Source organism: Acinetobacter sp. Root1280, from assembly GCF_001425285.1.
Lineage (GTDB): Bacteria > Pseudomonadota > Gammaproteobacteria > Pseudomonadales > Moraxellaceae > Acinetobacter > Acinetobacter guillouiae.
The window spans coordinates 18,802-36,425 of record NZ_LMED01000029.1; the positions used below are offsets into that span (position 1 = coordinate 18,802).

Consider the following 17,624-nt stretch of genomic DNA (forward strand, 5'->3'; position numbering starts at 1 on the left):
ATGGTTGAAATCATGTAACGACATAAAGCGTCAACAATCCTATATAAAAAAATAAAGCTGTTTTCTTTCAATAATAAATCCTGATATTTGTATATTTTTATTTTTTATAGATTTACATTTCTGCTATCAGAAAATCACCAAAAGCATTGACCTTAAAGTTAACTTTAACCTTAGTATAGAATGACGGTCCATACGAATCGTATCAAACATTGTAATTTACTGACATGAATGAGAACAGCAATAAGTTATTCAAAGTGTAAATCATACACAGGAGAAATTAACATGGCATATGTTACGACAAAAGATGGTGTTGATATTTTTTATAAAGATTGGGGACCGAAAGATGCCCCAGTATTATTTTTTCATCATGGATGGCCATTAAGCTCGGATGACTGGGATTCTCAGTTATTGTTCTTTTTAAATGAAGGTTTTCGTGTGGTTGCACATGATCGTCGCGGACATGGACGTTCAAGTCAGGTCTGGGATGGTCATGATATGGACCACTATGCCGATGATGTTGCAGAAGTGGTCAAACACTTGGGCATTAAAAACGCAGTACATATTGGTCACTCCACTGGTGGTGGTGAGGTTGTTCACTACATTGCACGTCATGGCGAGGAAAATGTATCCAAGGCCGTATTGGTCAGTGCTGTACCTCCAATTATGCTGAAAACGGAAAAAAATCCGCAAGGTTTAGCCAAAGAAGTCTTTGATGACTTACAGAATCAGCTTTTTAAAAATCGTGCTCAGTTTTATCATGATCTACCAGCGGGGCCATTCTATGGCTTTAACCGACCAGATGCTCAACCTTCAGAACCCGTCGTATTGAATTGGTGGCGACAGGGCATGATGGGTGGAGCAAAAGCGCATTATGATGGAATTGTTGCATTTTCACAGACTGACTTTACCGAAGATTTGAAAAAAATCTCAGTGCCTGTTTTAGTCATGCATGGGGATGATGATCAAATTGTACCTTATGAAAACTCAGGGGTACTTTCTGCCAAACTGGTTCAAAATGGCCGATTAAAAACCTATAAAGGTTATTCACACGGTATGTTAACCGTCAATGCCGATGTGATTAATCCAGATTTATTGGCGTTTATTCGCGAGTGAATAGTTGTCGTTTGATTTAAAAACAGAATATCAATAGAGGCCTTGCGGCCTCTTTTTTTATTAAAGTATCAGATCGTTATTATCTTATTATGATGTAAGTCTTTGAATAAAATTAGTTCTTAAAATAATAAAAATTAAATGCGAAAAAAGGATTGACATTAAAGTGAACTTTAATCTTAAAGTAAGTCCATACTCTATGAGGCTATAAAAATGAACGTCTTTGAAAAATTAGTTTTACCCAATGGTACTCAGATTCCAAATCGTATTGCAAAAGCTGCGATGGAAGAGAATATGGCAGATCTCAATCATGCACCATCAGAAGAGCTCATGCGTTTGTATCAGGCATGGGCAGATGGTGGTGTCGGTTTAATCATTACAGGTAATGTGATGGTGGATCGTCGTGCGATGACAGGACCGGGTGGTGTGGTCTTGGAAGATGAACAGCATTTAGCGCACTTCAAACGTTGGGCGAAAATCGCACGTTCTCAAGGCGCGCAAGCATGGTTGCAGATCAACCATCCAGGTCGCCAAATGCAGTCAAATTTAGGTCAGCCAACGTGGGCACCTTCTGCTGTGGCTTTAGATTTAGGTAAAATGTCAGATCGTTTTAATACTCCAATTGAAATGACTCAAGCCATGATTGACGAAGTGATTCAACGTTTTGCCAATACCGCACGTTTAGGTGAAAAGGCGGGATTTACTGGTGTAGAAATTCATGCAGCTCATGGCTATCTACTCAGTCAGTTCCTTTCGCCTTTAAGCAATCAACGTCAAGATCAATGGGGCGGCTCATTGGAAAACCGTGCGCGTATTTTGATTGAGATTGTCAAAGCAGTACGTGCAGTGGTGTCATCAACATTTACAGTTGCTGTTAAACTGAATTCTGCCGATTTCCAACGTGGTGGTTTTAGTGCTGAGGATGCGCAGCAAGTGGTTAAAATGTTAAATGATCTGTCAGTTGATTTGGTTGAGTTGTCAGGGGGGAGTTATGAAGCACCTGCTATGCAAGGCCAAGCTAGAGATGGTCGGACTTTGGCGCGTGAAGCTTATTTCTTAGAGTTTGCTCAAGAGATTGGCAAGGTTGCCCATATGCCGATTATGGTAACTGGTGGTATTCGCCGTAAACCCGTTGCAGAACAAGTCATTGACAGTGGGATCGATATGGTCGGAATTGCAACAGCCTTAGCAATCGACCCTAACTTACCCAATGCATGGAAACAAGGTCAGAATATCACACCTGAATTGAAACCAATTCACTGGGAAAATAAAACCTTAGCTTCACTTGCCAATATGGCAACAGTCAAATTCCAGTTACAGAAACTCAGTCATGGGAAAAAATCGAATCCTAAGGTTTCACCTTTATGGGCCTTGATATTACAGCAGACAGAAACGACATGCCGCACACGTCAGTATAAAAAACGTATGCGTGAGTATTCACATTCAGCTTAAGTACAGTGCGTTGTTCAGATGTTGGATTTGATGTGATCCGACAGACTGTACTGCGGCTCGAAGACGCTTTACTTGATGCTTAGGTATGATCACCCATTAAAGTAATGATGAGAATACTGATCAATCTTTTTGCAGACTCCAAGGTTTGAACATCATAGATCACTTATCAATGACCTATGCACAATTCTGAGCTTAAAGTAAGATTTAAGCTCAATCGCTTTTATGATTTTCCGATAACATGGGAGTTTTTAACATTTATCATTGGCATAATAAAGATTCAGTAAACGGTTGGCATTTTCTTCACAGGTGATTTCGTCAGGCTTACTATTGATTGCAGTGATCATGCTGCGTAGGTTTTGCTTACTGATCAACAACTTTTGTTCTAGATCTTCAATGTCTTTGATTTTACTTTCGAGTCGCCCAATCAGAATATTATGATCCCACTTGCCTACATTTGAAGGCAGGAAAGCTTTGATTTCAGCCAATGAAAATCCAACTTGTTGCGCTTGCTGAATTAGAAATAATTGTTTGAGGTCATTGTCGCTATATTCACGATAACCATTAGATTTACGTTTTGCCTTAGGAAGCAGTTTGATTTGTTCATAATAACGAATCGTTGGGGTACTCAAACCACTTTGTTTGGATAACTCGCTAATGTTCATTTTACAGACTTCCATTTAACATTAAAGTTAACTTTAGACTTATACTCAAGCAAAAGCAAGATGAAAAATAACGTTAAAGCTGAGCTCAATCAGGTTTAAACGAATATTGGGAGTCCTTTCGATGTAAATTCTCTCATTGAATTAAAATCATGAGAACATTTCACGATAAATGATATTTAAACTTAAAAAATGATCCATTTAAATATCAAAGGTTTGGAATAAATTCATGCCATTTATTTGTTACTTGCTATTTTAACGATTAATTTCAAGTTGTTGTCCCTGACAATTCAAAAACAGCTGTTGTTGATGCCAAGCAAGTTGCCCCGAAACAATTGTGGTGCTGACCTCATAAGCAAATGTTTTATGCATAAATGGTGTCCAATTGCATTTCATATAGTTTTTTTGATCTTTCACTGCAATGTGCTGTTGATTTTCTCGAAGGATCACTAAATCAGCCCAGTAACCTTCTCGAATATAACCACGGTCTTTGATCCTAAATAAGTCTGCCACTTGATGTGCAGTTTTTTGAACCAGTGTTTCAATACTCAGTTTACCTGCTGCAACCAGCTCCATCAGTGCAGGTAACGCATGTTGTACTAAAGGCAGGCCAGAAGGGGCATAAAAATATGACTGGTGTTTTTCATCCCAAGTATGTGGGGCGTGGTCAGTACCAATAATATCCAAGCGATTACTATTCGCAAGGGCATTTATCAAAGCATCTTTATCTTGCTGGGTTTTAATGGCGGGATTACATTTAATTAAGTGGCCCAAAGTAGCATAATCAGCATCATCAAAACTGAGATGATGGATACACACTTCTGCTGTGATATGTTTTCGATTTAAAGGCAGATTTTTAAACAAACACAGTTCTTTCGCGGTGGTGATATGTAAAACATGCAACTGTGTGGCATATTTCTCGGCCAAAGATACAGCTAATTTTGAGCTATCAAAGCAGACATGTTTATTTCTAATCTGCGCATGAATTTCTGCTGGAATATTTTCCCCATATTTTTGAAAATAGAAATTTTCTTCGGCTTTAATGGCAGGGGTAAACTCGCAATGAGTCAATAAAACCGTTGGAACATTTGCAAATAAGCGTTCCAAAACTTTAGGATCATCGACGAGCATATCACCCGTAGAAGCGCCCATAAAAACTTTAACACCGCTGATTGATTTGGGATCAAGCTGTTCAATAATATCTAAATTATGCGCACTGACTCCAAAATGGAAAGCATAATTGGCCCGACTATGTTGTTTTGCAATCTGCTTTTTCTGGGTCAAAGCGTCTAGAGTTAAGGTGGCTGGATTGGTGTTTGGCATATCCATATAGCTGGTGATTCCACCAATCGTTGCTGCCATTGATTCCGAAGCAATATTGCCTTTATGCGCTGCGCCGGGATCTCGAAAATGAACTTGGTCGTCAATCATGCCAGGAATTAACCACGAACCTTCAGCATCTATATTTTTCGCATGATAAGCCCCTGTAATATTGGGATGAATCTTTTCAATCCGACCATGTCGAATCAGTACATCGGAATAATACTGCTTGCCTTCATTGACAATATTGGCATTACGAATAATAAGATTGGGCGAATTTTTAAAACTCATTGTGCAATGCCTTATAGCCTTGAACCAGTTTAATATTGGTGCTGACAACGCTTTCTGAAAACTCACTGATTGAAATATCAATGGGTGGAAATTGCTTTAAATCGGTTTTGGGATTGATATAACTCATTGCAGGTACATAAAAATGATCGGGTAAATCACGACCATCAACCACTGCATTGTGACGAATCGCGCTGTGATGACCCACTGTGCAATTAAATAACACACTGTTAAAGCCAACAAAAACATGATGTCCAATTTCACAGGGACCATGAATAATAGAGCGATGCGCGATTGAAGAATTTTCACCAATGATCACTGCTGCCCCCGCTTTGGAATGAATCACCACTCCATCTTGAATATTGGAATTTGCACCAATGATGATGGGTTCCATATCACCCGCGTCATTGGTTTCATCTGCTCTGATCACTGCATAAGGCCCAATAAATACATTGGCATGGATAATGACTTTTCCGCAAATAATCGCTGTTTGGTCAACATAGGCTGATTGATCTATAACAGGGAGATCACCAGATGGGTTTTTTCTAAGCATGACTAGACCATTTTAAATAAGTTAAACAATGAAGGTGGTTAAGATAAGGCATTACCATTGCCAAGCGCCCTGAGCAACTGCGTCATGAGCATGTAAACTTTCTGCATGAATCACTTTAAAGTTAAAGCCTAGAATGCTGGGATGATGGATAAATGTGGCATACAAGCGTCTTAATGCATCTTCACAAAACATCAGGTTTTGACCATTCGCAATAGCAAAGGCTTGTTCATCAATACGTTTTACCGCCGTTTGTACGGGTGTCATCAAGGCTTGTTCAGCCTGATTAATAAATAAAATCAGTGGAATATATTGAATGTTTTGATCTAATTTGAAATTTAACTGAGCAAAACTTCTTTGACTATGAGGCGTTGCTGCAATTGCATCTGTGCTATTTAGCCAACTGAGGATTTCTTGTGGGTCTAAATGAATCTCATGATTTTCCAATGCGGTTGCAAATCTTTGTTGGATGATGTTTCTGGCAAGTGCTGCGGAACAAGGACAAGTAGATGAATAGGGAATTTCGATTTTTAATTCAGCATAAAAATCATCTTTTAAAAGCTGACAGGACAACACAAAAGGATAGCTTTTCCAGCCAGACAATTGGCTGACTAAGGCTGGGCGCTCGATATAAAGCTCACTATGAATTTCGATTTTGGCATGCGCTGATAAATCTTTATGGCTGGCTAAGAAATCCAATAAAGCGTCTTTAATATCAAGTAGCGCTAAATTTTTGATCGTGCTCAATTTCAAAAGTCGGGTATACAAGCGCGACATATGAATACCTTTGGCAAACACATCATCCAAACTTACATAAGCATTCACTTGGCTTTGACAAAGACTATTTTCGAGATAGAGCGGAAGCGCGATTTTTTCCATACCGACCCAATCGAGCGGGTAGTGATAGCTTCTTGTGAGTGAGGATTCAGCAGAAACATCTGGAAGAACAAGATTCATAGGGGGAATAGCTTAAGTTGAAATACATATTGTTATGTTATAACATAACAATATTAATCAACACTACTCATCTGAGTTAAATTTACGCTATGAGATCATTGCAAATTGAGATGAACAAAAAATATTTGATCGGATTCATACTCTGCCTTTCTGCATGTAGTCATAACAACTCAAATACAATTCATGCTATGCGTACAGTTCAGCAAACGTCACCACAAGTGCCATTAAAAGCAGGCTTTCCTCAGCAGCAAGGTATTTTAAAACAAGGAAAAAATCTGCCGCCTGCTTATTTAAAATGGCTTAGTGAACCGAATAATGCTGAAAGCGTTCAGGCCTATCAGCGCTTTTTAAAGCAACAAGGTATTTCTGCTTATATTCCTATTTTTGAATTTTTACAAACAGCCAGAGATTGGCAACAATGTGATGCATCTGAATTTGAAGTTCCGCCACAAGAGCTGTGGGGCAATATTGTGCCAACATTAAAAATTTTAAATCGTCTTGTGGATGAAAAAATTTTAAGCCAGTTTAGCGTGACTTCTGTCTATCGAAATTTCAAGCTTAATCAGTGTGCAAAAGGCGCTGCTTCCTCCAAACATATTTTTAATGCCGCATTAGATTTTCGTATTGGTGATGAAAATCCGGACTTAAACCAACAGCTGATGATTCAAGAGCGCAAAGCAAAATTATGTCAATTTTGGCTGGATTCTGGTGAGGAACTTCACATGGGCTTAGGCGTCTATGCATCAGGACAGATTCATATTGATAGTGCAGGTTTTCGTACTTGGGGTGCAGACCATCGCTATAGCTCATCACCATGTATCAATAACGCTTTAATTGGCAACAATAAAAAAGTGAGTGAATCGCCATGAAGTCAAATTTCATCAGTGACATCAGACAACTTTTAATACGAGAAATTCAAGCGACACATGTTTATCTGCCACTAAACAATCTAAATCCTGATGTTTTTTAATCCTCAGCTTAGATTTATAGGATCTGGAAAAACGCTGTAATCATCACCGAATGATTAAAACCGAATCATCAAATTGCAGTGTTGAAAATGTATGTGCAAGCACAGCTAAAATTTAACTCTAAAGCGATCTGTTTGGAGTTATTCAGTCAGTATTTTCATGTCGATCTCGATATGAAAACACAAAAATATAAAGTGAGAATGCCAATGAATACTCTTTTAGCCACTCCGCAAAAACTTCCCGTCACCGTGCTTTCTGGATTCTTGGGGGCTGGAAAAACCACCTTACTCAATCATATCTTAAACAATCGCGAAGGCCGAAAAATTGCAGTGATTGTGAATGATATGTCGGAGGTCAATATTGATGCCGCTTTAGTTCGAGAGGGTGGTGCTGAGCTTTCAAGAACGGATGAAAAGCTAGTCGAAATGAGTAATGGTTGTATCTGCTGTACCTTAAGAGAAGACCTACTGGTTGAAGTGCGTCGTTTAGCACAGGATCAGCGTTTTGATCAATTGGTGATTGAATCTACAGGGATCTCTGAACCACTCCCTGTTGCAGAAACGTTTACCTTTGAAGATGAAAATGGGATTTCTCTCAATGAGTTTGCCCGCTTAGATACAATGGTGACTGTGGTCGATGCTTATAACTTTTTAAAAGATTATAGTTCGCTGGATAGCTTACAAGCGCGCGGTGAATCATTAGGTGAACAAGATGAGCGAAATGTTGTTGATCTACTGATTGATCAAATTGAGTTTTGTGACGTGATTGTATTGAATAAAACAGATTTGATTGATCAAGACGAGCTGGAAAAATTATTTGGCATTTTGCAGTCTTTAAACCCAAGAGCAAAAATTGAAGTTTCTGCGTTTGGCAAGGTGAATCTTGATCGGGTGTTAAATACCAAGCTATTTGATTTTAACGAAGCGGCACAAGCTCCGGGTTGGTTAAAGGAATTAAGAGGTGAGCATACGCCTGAAACAGAGCAATATGGAATCAATAATTTTGTTTATCGAGCGCGCAGACCTTTTCACCCACAACGGTTTTTTGATTTTATCAACTCCGAATGGAAAGGCGTAATCCGTTCCAAAGGCTTTTTTTGGTTAGCCTCAAATCCCGAGTTTGCTGGATCTTGGTCTCAAGCAGGGGCGATGGCACGCCATGGTGTTGCTGGATATTGGTGGGCAGCAGTGCCAGACGAACATTGGCCTACGGATCAACAAAGTCGAGATGCAATTCAACAAAGCTGGGATGCTCAAACAGGTGATGCACGACAAGAAATCGTGTTGATTGGGATGCAGATGGATCAATCTGAACTTATTCGTCAATTTGATGATTGTTTATTAAACGATGATGAAATGGCGTTAGGCGCAGAAAAATGGCAAGAGTTTGAAAATCCTTTTAGTGGGTGGACTGATTCTATCACTAGCCATTAATTCATTATGATCCATTTAATTCAGCCAAAGCATTGCTGAAAATACTTGCAAGCATGAGCGCTTTTAATTATACGCTCATGCTTGGCTTTATATTTTATTAAAATTTCGCTCTTAAGGTGAAAGTCACATTACGTGGTTCCCCCCAATAAACACCATTATAGAAACCTACATTTAAATAGTATTTTTCATCAAATAAGTTATTGATATTCACACTTGCAGTCAGTTCATCACTTAACTTATAACTGGCAAAAGCATTGGCCAATACATAGGCCTTTTGTGTGACTACACCATCGTTATAGGCATTTGCAGGAGCTCCCCCCCATTCTTGTGAGATTTCACTTTGCCAATTCAATCCACCACCTAATGTTAGCTTTTCTGAACCTGCCCAGAGGTTCGCTGGAAGGGTATAACTACTAAATAACTTTACTTGGTTTTGAGGAATATTGCTTAAAGCATCGGCATTTGCAGAACTCACACTATTGACATAAGTATAGCCAAAGCTAAGATTCCAATTTTCCTGTAACTTTCCAATGGCTTCTAACTCAAAGCCATTGACTTTAAGTCCTTTGCCCGATGACATATATGCAGTATCCATCTCATCTACTTTTGGAATAGTGCCATTTTTTACACCTTCACGATATTCAACATCTTCTACAGCAAGGTCTTTGACACTTGACCAAAATAAAGCAGCACTGGTCAATAACTTACCATCCAATAGATCTGCTTTAATCCCTAATTCTGTAGTGCTTCCCATTTCAGGATCTAGATAATCGCCGAAACGATCTCGTTTAGTGGATGGATTAAATACATTGGTGTAGCTAGTGTAGGCTGTATAAGTATCATTAATGTCGTACAAAATCCCTGCATAAGGCACCAATTGATCAAAGTTACGTGGCTTTGTAGGAGAAACCGGGGCTTTAGGATCCCATTTATCGACTTTGTAATCATATGAGCTATAACGTGCGCCCAAAATTAACTTAAGCGGGTCAGCTAGATTTAAACGTAAAGTTGAATATACCCCGTAAAGCTCTGTGGTATTGGTACTACCTGCACCATTTTTTTCATAAGTGGGTTTTTTAATATTGCCAGTCCATTCTCGATAATCTGGAATAGCTGCAGGATAAGGAGGTGGGGAGTCATTAAGATCACTTTTCACACCCAATGAAGTGCTTTCACCTTTAAAACCACTATAGCCAATAATTAAATCATGTTGGCGATTTAACAATTGAAATGGCCCTGTTGCATAAAGATCTAAATTGAGTTTTTTATTTTCAGCATAAGGGCTGACCATACTCCATAGACTTAAGCCTTTACCTGTGTTTGGGTCTGGAAAGCCACTACCACCATAAGCCACAATCCAACTATTATCCGAGGTACTGTGGGCAATCGCTGCTTTAACCAGCCAGTCATTGGTAAAAGTATGTTCAATATCGGCAAAAACGGTTTTATCGGTATGGGCAATTGAACTCCAGTCCGCAGATAAACTAAAGTTTCGCGAAAAATTTGCTTTGCTTCCATCAGCATTGAAATATGGTACTGTTCCCCACGTTGAGCCTTTAGGGTCGTTGTCTTGATATTGAAACCCGACTGAGGCTGTTGTTGTTGGGGTTAAATCTGCACTGATGATCCCCATTGCGGCTGTTGACTTGAGCTTATAACGATCCATATAGGATTCTTTATCAGTATACGCTGCCATGAATCGACTTCGAACACTGCCATCTTGAGTCAGTGGAATGGATACATCTGCTTCAACACGGGTATTGTCCCATGAGCCATAAGTTGTGCTGACATTGCCCTTAAACTCTTTTTCAGGACGCTTACGTACCATATTGATGGTTGCAGAAGGGCTGCCTGTTGAACCAGTTAAGCCAGAAGCACCTTTGATCACTTCAACTCGGTCAAAGAAAAAACTATCAAAGCGGGGAGCATTGTCTCCTACAGGCATACCATCAATTTGCCTATTGGTAATTTGAAAACCACGGGAATAGTAGTTAGAACGTTCACTGTCATTTTTAGTGGCAGTAACGCCTGGTGTTGCGGCAAGAACATCATCCAGAATGGTCAGCCCGCGTTGTTCAATTTGTTCACGGGTGACCACGCTTACAGATTGTGGTGTTTCTTTTAAAGATAATTTTAATTTTGATGAGCTTCTTGAGGATTTTGCTTTAAAACTTCCGCTTCCCTCAGTTTTTTCATCCTGAGCATCTGCTTTAACTGTAATGGTGGGAAGTACCGAAGCATTCGCTTCATTACTTTTTTGCTCTTGTGCAAAGGCACTATGGGAAATAGCACTGCAAATAAGAATTGATTTTATTGCAATGTTTAATGCCGTTTGTTTACGTAGATTGTCCATAAGAATAGAAATTAGTAAATAAGAATCATTATTATTATCAATTAATATACAAAAAGATACAAATAAAACATAATTTTTAAACTTTTTTATGAATAGTCTAAATGCAGAATTTAGCAGGTGCAGTAAACTTAAGATTTTGATTTTGCAAGATAAGTACTAGAAGGGTAGTCTTGTATTTTATTTATCACGATGATTAATTATTGACTGAGCTTTATCCTGATCCCGAATTGAAAGCTTATATCATTTTCCATTGTTGGTTTTCTTCTGAGAAATTAACCAGAAACGAAACACCTGATTCATCACCAATAAGATATGAGGATGCGTTCACCATCAGTACCTTTAATAAAGTCCCTGTTTCAATGGTAATCGGTTCTAAATCATCTTTATTTAAGGTAACGGGTTGGAGTAATTCAATGATTTCCACTTTTATACTAACCTATTGTTTGAACAAAAAATTCTATAAATAATTATTGCATAGCTCAATGAGCTTTGCTGAGATACAGCGTTAAAAAACGCAACATTGATAGGTCTTTATGTAGCCTAAACATTTTTAAAGTTTCACTGTTGTATAAGGCTAAGTTTTCTCTCAGCGGAAAACTTAGCTTAGACATTTTTAAATTTTATAAAGTAATCGTTGCACCAAGCGCTTTAACAAATTGGGCTAACCAAGCTGGATGCGCTGGCCATGCTGGCGCTGTTACCAGGTGTCCATCTGTGACTGCTTCAGTGACTGCAATATCTGCATATTGCCCGCCTGCAAGTTTAACTTCTGCGGCACATGCAGGATAAGCGGAACATAAGCGTCCTTTTAATACATCGGCTGCGGCAAGCAGTTGCGCACCATGGCAAACAGCGGCAATTGGTTTTTTAATCGCATCAAACTCGCGAACAATTTCGATTACTCGATCATTCATACGTAAATATTCAGGTGCACGACCACCCGGAATCACTAATCCAACGTAGTTGTCGCTGTTGACTTGGTTAAAGTCATAGTTAATTGCAAAGTTGTGACCACGCTTTTCGCTATAGGTTTGCTCACCTTCAAAATCATGAATCGCTGTTGCTATTGTATCGCCAGCTTTTTTATCAGGGCAAACTGCATGAACGCTATAGCCCAATCCAGTGAGGAACTGAAAAGGAACCATGGTTTCATAATCTTCAACATAATCACCCACTAACATTAGAATTAGTTTAGACATTTTTACACCTTTTGTTCAAATTTTATGATTTATTTCATGTAAAATAGCATGCTCTAGTTGCAGTTTTAAGTTGAATTTATACGGCTTTAGTCTTAATTTAACAGACTTAACTGTAATAAAAATTGTATTCAGTGATGAATGAGAAAAATATGAAAAAGTATCTATTGGGTTTAGTGATCGTGACTGCTGCTATGAGCAGCCATGCTGCGGTAGAAGAAACAGTGTATAGAGGAATGGGCGAGGCATCTGCACAGTTTCCAAGCTTTAAAAAGATGCAGAAGCAGGGGCTAATCAATAAAAAACCGGATATTTCAAGAAATGACTATAATGATGTATATCAATTAAAAAAACCGCTTCAATTTATGGGGCAAACGGTTGCACTGCTATCAGACGAATATATGACACAGTATGCTGGATGTTGTGTCAGTGAGGGTTGGGGAGCTGTTTTAGCTAAAAAGAGTGATATGAAACTCTTGACTCAATTTGCCAAAACCAACCAGTGTTCATTAAGCAAAGTAGAATCAGATACCAGTAATTATTATGGTTTTAAACTGAAAGCATTACCAACAGCAGAATATTATGAGCTTTCTTGTCGTGAACGTGATTTAGAAAACCAGCAGTAAAATAGATAAATTAAGCTATATAGTGCAGTCGCGATTTAAATCTCATATTACATTATAAGTTTTCTCCCTCTTTGCTTTGTGTGATACACGGCATAGAGGGGGGGAGATGTCTTGACTGAATTTTTATGAATGAACCTGCGTAGGTGGTCTTAATCAATATCTATAGAATTAAAGCGCCTGTACCAGCACCAATCACCATTAACCAAACTGGGTGAACATTCTTAAACAGACTTAGACAAATGGTGATGGCGACGATTGCGATCAGTAAAATATTTTGAGCAGAGGCTTGGGCAATAATCCAAGCACTGACTAAAACCAAACCGACTGTAATAGGTTTTAACGCCTTTTCAAATTTCGCCCGAAGTGGATGACTTTTAAAATTATTCCAAAATTTAAGTGCATAAATGGTGATGATTGAAGACGGACCAAACTTTGCAAAAGACGTCACGATCAGTCCCATAGGCCCTGCGACATGCCATCCCACCAAGGGAACAATCATCATGTTTGGACCTGGTGCAGCTTGCGCCATTGCAAACATAGAACTGAATTGCTCAGCAGTCATCCATTGGTGAATCACAACCACCTGATGTTGCATTTCAGGTAAGATCGCATTCCCGCCACCAAAGGCCAATAAAGACAGTTGAGTAAACACTAAAGTCAGTGCGATGAGAACATACATCTTATTTTACTCCTGAGTCACTTTAGTTTGATTAAATGCTAAAACTGCCATATTCACGGTAATTAAAATCAACAGCGTCAGTGCCAAGGCCAATTTAATCAACAGCATAAAAATAATGGTCAAGATAATGGTGAAATAGGTCAGCTTACTTTTCATAATTGGTTTTAACATCTTAAAACCTGTAGCAAACAGTAGACCTGCAGCAGCGGCAGCTAAACCTTGAATCATGTGCTGTACCATTGGGATATCTTGAAAACTGCTATATAACTGGTACAACGAGATAACAATAATGGTCGGGGCCAGCATAAGACCAAATACCGCACTAATCGCGCCTTTTACTCCAGCAAAGTCATAACCAATCGCCACTGCCATATTTACAATATTCCCACCGGGTAAGATTTGGCAGACACCCAACAAGTCGGTAAATTTTTCAGATGTTAACCATTTCTGATCTTCTACAATTAAACGATGTGCGAGAGGGAGTACCCCACCAAATCCCATGAGGCCAAGTTTCATAAAGCCTAAAAATAATGCTTTGCAATTGGGTGTGGTCATGGATTGTTCCATTGGGATTGCTTCAGTATTCATTTAGACCTCTTCAATTTGCTGTGATGTACTTGGCTTGAATATGATTATCTGCTTGTTGAGTTATAAAGAAAAATGCTATTTTTGCTGTTATTCATACCTAAAAAGTATGCTTTAAACATGAATTAGCACGATAAAAATGAAAAGATCGATATTGAGGCGAAAAGATGATTGATATTCATAAGCTTAATGCGTTTGTGGCTGTGGTTGAGGAAAGTAATATTTCTCGGGCAGCGGTACGTCTGAATATGCAGCAACCGCCTTTAACACGGATTATCAAAAACTTAGAAGATGAATTAGACACAGATTTATTGAAGCGTTTACCGCGTGGCGTAGAAGCAACTGAAGCGGGTAAGGCCTTATACCAAGAGGCACTTACCATACTTGCGCATGCACAGGCTATTCCCAAACGCGTGCAAAATATTTCTAAAGGTTTGGAAGGGCAAATCAATATTGGTTTTACCAACTCAGTCGGTTTACATTCCTTTTTGCCTGCTTTACTGCGTAATTTTCGTGAAGTATTTTCAGCGGTGTCTATTCATTTGGAAGAAGATGGCAGTAGCTCATTGATTGATTCGATTATCAATGAAAAGAATGACATCGTTTTTTTGCGTAAGCCTGCGCCGATTGGTTTGGGACTCACCAGTTTGCATATACTTGATGAGCCTTTAATTGTGGCATTGCCCAATAACCATCCCTTAACCGAACATCCTGATGCCATCCAATTACTTGATTTAGAGCCTTATGATTTTGTACTGTATCGCCGTTTAGCAGGACAAGACTTGTTTGATAATATTTTGGCCAGCTGTTATCAGGCTGGGTTTAGTCCAAAGATCGTTCAAGAAGCTCCACGTTTAACGTCGAGTTTAAATTTGATTGCAGCAGGGATTGGTTTGTCGATTGTTCCAGAGGCCATTCGAGATTTTTGGAACAAGCAAATTATTTACAAAGCGCTTAAAGCAGATACGCCGTGTATTGCACCAATTTATGCAGTCTATAAGCAAGATGCTGAAAATATCCGTTTAAAACATATTTTAAATTTGCTCGCTTAATTTATAGGTTGACTTGCTAAAGCTTAAGCTAAATTAGTGGATTTATATATTTTGAATATTTGAGCTGTTCACTGTGATTAAAGATCTAGGTTAAGCTGTTTCGGAATACTTTATGCTTTGAAATTCTATCTTAAAAACAAAATCAGTGAATCATTGCATTTTTGCTACACATAAAGTCTGAGCTCAAGATTACTATTATTGTTTTAAATTCAAACCTTAGAAATAGAATTGAGGATATCGCTTTGAAACTTGGATTTGTAAAAAGTGTTTTAGCATCTGCAATCATGTTGTCATCTGCACCACTATGGGCTGAAACAACAGGGCAAATCACTCAAACCACTTCAGCTATTGTGAAAGATCAAAAAAAATCGGGGATTGATCATCAATATTTTGATCAAAATGTAAAAGGAAATGATGATTTTTATCAACATGTAAATGGAGGATGGTTGAAAAATACCGAAATTCCTGCAGATAAATCACGTTGGGGAACTTTTGATATTTTGCATGAAGAATCATTAAAACAATTGCATGATATTGTCGATGAGCTTTCAAAACAGCAATTGGTGGAAGGAAGTTCAGAGCAAAAAGTGGCAAGTCTATATGCCAATTTTATGGATGAAAAAAGTATTGAAGCATTGGGTATTCAGCCGATTCAAGCGGAAATTACCAATGTTGATGCATTGAAAAGCAAAAAAGATATTGCGCAATTGGCCGCACATTTTTCACGTATTGGTGTAACCAGCCCTTTTGATGTGGGTATTGACCAAGACATGAAAAACTCAACTGAAATGGTGGCAATGCTTGGGCAAAGTGGTTTAGGGTTACCTGATCGTGATTATTATTTAAAAAATGATGCCAAATTTAAGAAAATCCGTTCGCAATATCTAAAGTATATTGAAAAAACTTTAACCCTAGCTGGAGACAAGCAAGCCGCCCAGCATGCGCAAGGGATTTTAAAATTAGAAACGCAAATCGCCAAGATACAATGGAGTAATGTTCAAAACCGTGATGTAACAAAACTCTATAATATTTATAAAACGCAAGACTTAGCTAAACTTAGTCCAAAAATTGATTGGCAAAATTATCTAGAAAAACAAGAGTTGTCCGATAAGATTAAAACCATACAAGTCATTCAACCAAGTTACTTCAAAGGGTTAAGCCCAATTGTTGACAATACCTCACTAGAGGTTTGGAAAGCTTATTTTAAATTTCATTTAGTTAGTGATTTTTCATCATTGCTTAGTCAAGCTTTCGTAGACAATAGCTTTGATTTTTATAGCAAACAGCTCAGAGAAATTAAGGAGCAGAAACCACGTTGGAAGCGTGGTGTGCAATTGGTTGAGGGAACTTTAGGTGAAAGTTTGGGCCAGATTTATGTGAAAAAGTATTTTTCTGCTGAGAAAAAACAACGCATGGAAGTCTTGGTGCAAAACTTAATGAAAGCTTATTCTCAAAGCATAGACAAACTGGATTGGATGAGCCCAACCACGAAAGTTCAGGCGCAGAAAAAGTTGGCAAGTTTTGCGGTGAAAATTGGCTATCCAAACAAATGGCGTGATTATTCAGCTTTAGAAATCAAAAATAATGACTTGATTGGTAATGTGATCCGTTCACGTGAATTTGAACATCAATATGCCTTGAATAAATTGGGCAAGCCTGTTGATCGTGATGAATGGGGCATGACACCGCAAACCATCAATGCGTATTACAATGCTTCATTAAATGAAATTGTCTTTCCAGCAGCAATTTTACAACCTCCATTCTTTGATATGGATGCCGATGATGCGGTGAACTATGGTGCGATTGGTGCAATTATCGGACATGAGATCAGTCATGGCTTTGATGACCAAGGCAGTCAGTTTGATGAATTGGGCAATATGAAAAATTGGTGGACGGCAGAAGACCATCGAAAATTTAAAGAAAAAACCAATACATTGGTTGCTCAATATAACGCTTATGAGCCAATCAAAGGCTATCATGTCAATGGTGAGTTAACCTTAGGTGAAAATATTGCTGATAACTCTGGATTGGCGATTGCTTATAAAGCTTATCAACTGTCTTTAAATGGCAAGGCTGCACCAGTGTTGGATAATTTAACAGGTGAACAACGCTTTTATATTGGTTGGGCACAAGCATGGCGTTCTAAAATTACTGATGCAATGCAAGTTGAATTCTTAAAAAGAGATCCGCATTCACCTGATAAAGTTCGTGGCAATGCCACCTTGCTAAATCAAGCGCCATTTTATGATGCTTTTCATATCCAGCAGGGCGATAAAATGTATTTACCTGCCAATAAACGCGTGACCATTTGGTAATTATCTAACCTAAAAGCCTGCCAAGCTGTATCAAGACTTGGCAGGTTTTTTTATATTTTTTTCACATGTTGTATAAATAAA

At 38.5% G+C, this 17,624-nt stretch carries 16 protein-coding genes; 7 read left to right on the forward strand and 9 right to left on the reverse strand.

The genetic code is table 11. The features are described from left to right. Positions 1–282 precede the first annotated feature (282 nt). The gene (locus ASC84_RS20395; RefSeq protein ID WP_004717468.1) at positions 283–1,113 is read left to right on the forward strand and encodes an alpha/beta fold hydrolase; all 831 of its coding nucleotides are present in this window, start codon (positions 283–285) and stop codon (positions 1,111–1,113) included. Between the two features lie 210 nt (positions 1,114–1,323). Beyond that, on the forward strand, positions 1,324–2,562 hold the full coding sequence (locus ASC84_RS20400; protein WP_056518021.1) for an NADH:flavin oxidoreductase/NADH oxidase family protein: 1,239 nt from the start codon (positions 1,324–1,326) through the stop codon (positions 2,560–2,562). A 248-nt stretch (positions 2,563–2,810) separates the two neighbouring features. On the opposite strand, the gene ASC84_RS20405 is transcribed toward ASC84_RS20400, so the two are convergent. From ASC84_RS20405 to folE2, 4 genes are all read right to left on the reverse strand, one after another. After that, positions 2,811–3,224 carry a MerR family transcriptional regulator gene (locus ASC84_RS20405; RefSeq protein WP_004823368.1) on the reverse strand — a complete coding sequence of 138 codons (414 nt, stop codon included), beginning with the start codon at positions 3,222–3,224 and terminating at the stop codon, positions 2,811–2,813. A gap of 252 nt (positions 3,225–3,476) precedes the next feature. Then, positions 3,477–4,832 (reverse strand): dihydroorotase, encoded by a 1,356-nt coding sequence (locus ASC84_RS20410; RefSeq protein ID WP_056518024.1) that lies wholly within the window; start codon positions 4,830–4,832, stop codon positions 3,477–3,479. After that, positions 4,822–5,382, reverse strand: a complete 561-nt coding sequence (locus tag ASC84_RS20415) for a hypothetical protein (protein WP_004717461.1) — start codon at positions 5,380–5,382, stop codon at positions 4,822–4,824. The genes ASC84_RS20410 and ASC84_RS20415 overlap by 11 nt, the downstream gene beginning before the upstream one ends. 51 nt (positions 5,383–5,433) lie before the next feature. Beyond that, complete coding sequence (gene folE2, locus ASC84_RS20420) at positions 5,434–6,336, reverse strand: GTP cyclohydrolase FolE2 (protein WP_056518025.1); 903 nt, start codon at positions 6,334–6,336, stop codon at positions 5,434–5,436. 110 nt (positions 6,337–6,446) lie between these two features. Here folE2 and ASC84_RS20425 point away from each other — a divergent pair, with 110 nt between their 5' ends. Both ASC84_RS20425 and zigA read left to right on the forward strand, forming a co-directional pair. Then, positions 6,447–7,205 carry a D-Ala-D-Ala carboxypeptidase family metallohydrolase gene (locus ASC84_RS20425; RefSeq protein ID WP_056518027.1) on the forward strand — a complete coding sequence of 253 codons (759 nt, stop codon included), beginning with the start codon at positions 6,447–6,449 and terminating at the stop codon, positions 7,203–7,205. A 305-nt stretch (positions 7,206–7,510) separates the two neighbouring features. Beyond that, positions 7,511–8,737, forward strand: coding sequence for a zinc metallochaperone GTPase ZigA (zigA, locus tag ASC84_RS20430; protein WP_056518207.1), 1,227 nt, complete (start codon positions 7,511–7,513; stop codon positions 8,735–8,737). A gap of 97 nt (positions 8,738–8,834) precedes the next feature. On the opposite strand, the gene ASC84_RS20435 is transcribed toward zigA, so the two are convergent. The 3 genes from ASC84_RS20435 to ASC84_RS20445 all read right to left on the reverse strand — a co-directional run bounded on the left by ASC84_RS20435 (position 8,835) and on the right by ASC84_RS20445 (position 12,289). Further along, positions 8,835–11,090, reverse strand: coding sequence for a TonB-dependent siderophore receptor (locus ASC84_RS20435; RefSeq protein ID WP_056518029.1), 2,256 nt, complete (start codon positions 11,088–11,090; stop codon positions 8,835–8,837). A gap of 235 nt (positions 11,091–11,325) precedes the next feature. Further along, positions 11,326–11,514 (reverse strand): hypothetical protein, encoded by a 189-nt coding sequence (locus ASC84_RS20440; protein ID WP_056518031.1) that lies wholly within the window; start codon positions 11,512–11,514, stop codon positions 11,326–11,328. Between the two features lie 196 nt (positions 11,515–11,710). Beyond that, entirely contained in the window at positions 11,711–12,289 is a 579-nt protein-coding gene (locus ASC84_RS20445; RefSeq protein ID WP_056518033.1) for a DJ-1/PfpI family protein, read from the reverse strand. A gap of 149 nt (positions 12,290–12,438) precedes the next feature. Here ASC84_RS20445 and ASC84_RS20450 point away from each other — a divergent pair, with 149 nt between their 5' ends. Continuing rightward, complete coding sequence (locus ASC84_RS20450) at positions 12,439–12,912, forward strand: hypothetical protein (RefSeq protein WP_056518036.1); 474 nt, start codon at positions 12,439–12,441, stop codon at positions 12,910–12,912. Positions 12,913–13,072: 160 nt separating this feature from the next. On the opposite strand, the gene ASC84_RS20455 is transcribed toward ASC84_RS20450, so the two are convergent. Further along, complete coding sequence (locus ASC84_RS20455) at positions 13,073–13,591, reverse strand: chromate transporter (protein ID WP_004823357.1); 519 nt, start codon at positions 13,589–13,591, stop codon at positions 13,073–13,075. A 6-nt stretch (positions 13,592–13,597) separates the two neighbouring features. Next, positions 13,598–14,179, reverse strand: coding sequence for a chromate transporter (locus ASC84_RS20460; protein WP_056518038.1), 582 nt, complete (start codon positions 14,177–14,179; stop codon positions 13,598–13,600). Positions 14,180–14,343: 164 nt separating this feature from the next. Between ASC84_RS20460 and ASC84_RS20465 the strand changes: the two genes are divergently transcribed. Then, positions 14,344–15,228 (forward strand): LysR family transcriptional regulator, encoded by an 885-nt coding sequence (locus ASC84_RS20465; protein ID WP_056518041.1) that lies wholly within the window; start codon positions 14,344–14,346, stop codon positions 15,226–15,228. Between the two features lie 242 nt (positions 15,229–15,470). Beyond that, complete coding sequence (locus ASC84_RS20470; protein WP_056518042.1) at positions 15,471–17,543, forward strand: M13 family metallopeptidase; 2,073 nt, start codon at positions 15,471–15,473, stop codon at positions 17,541–17,543. The last annotated feature ends 81 nt before the right edge of the window (positions 17,544–17,624 follow it).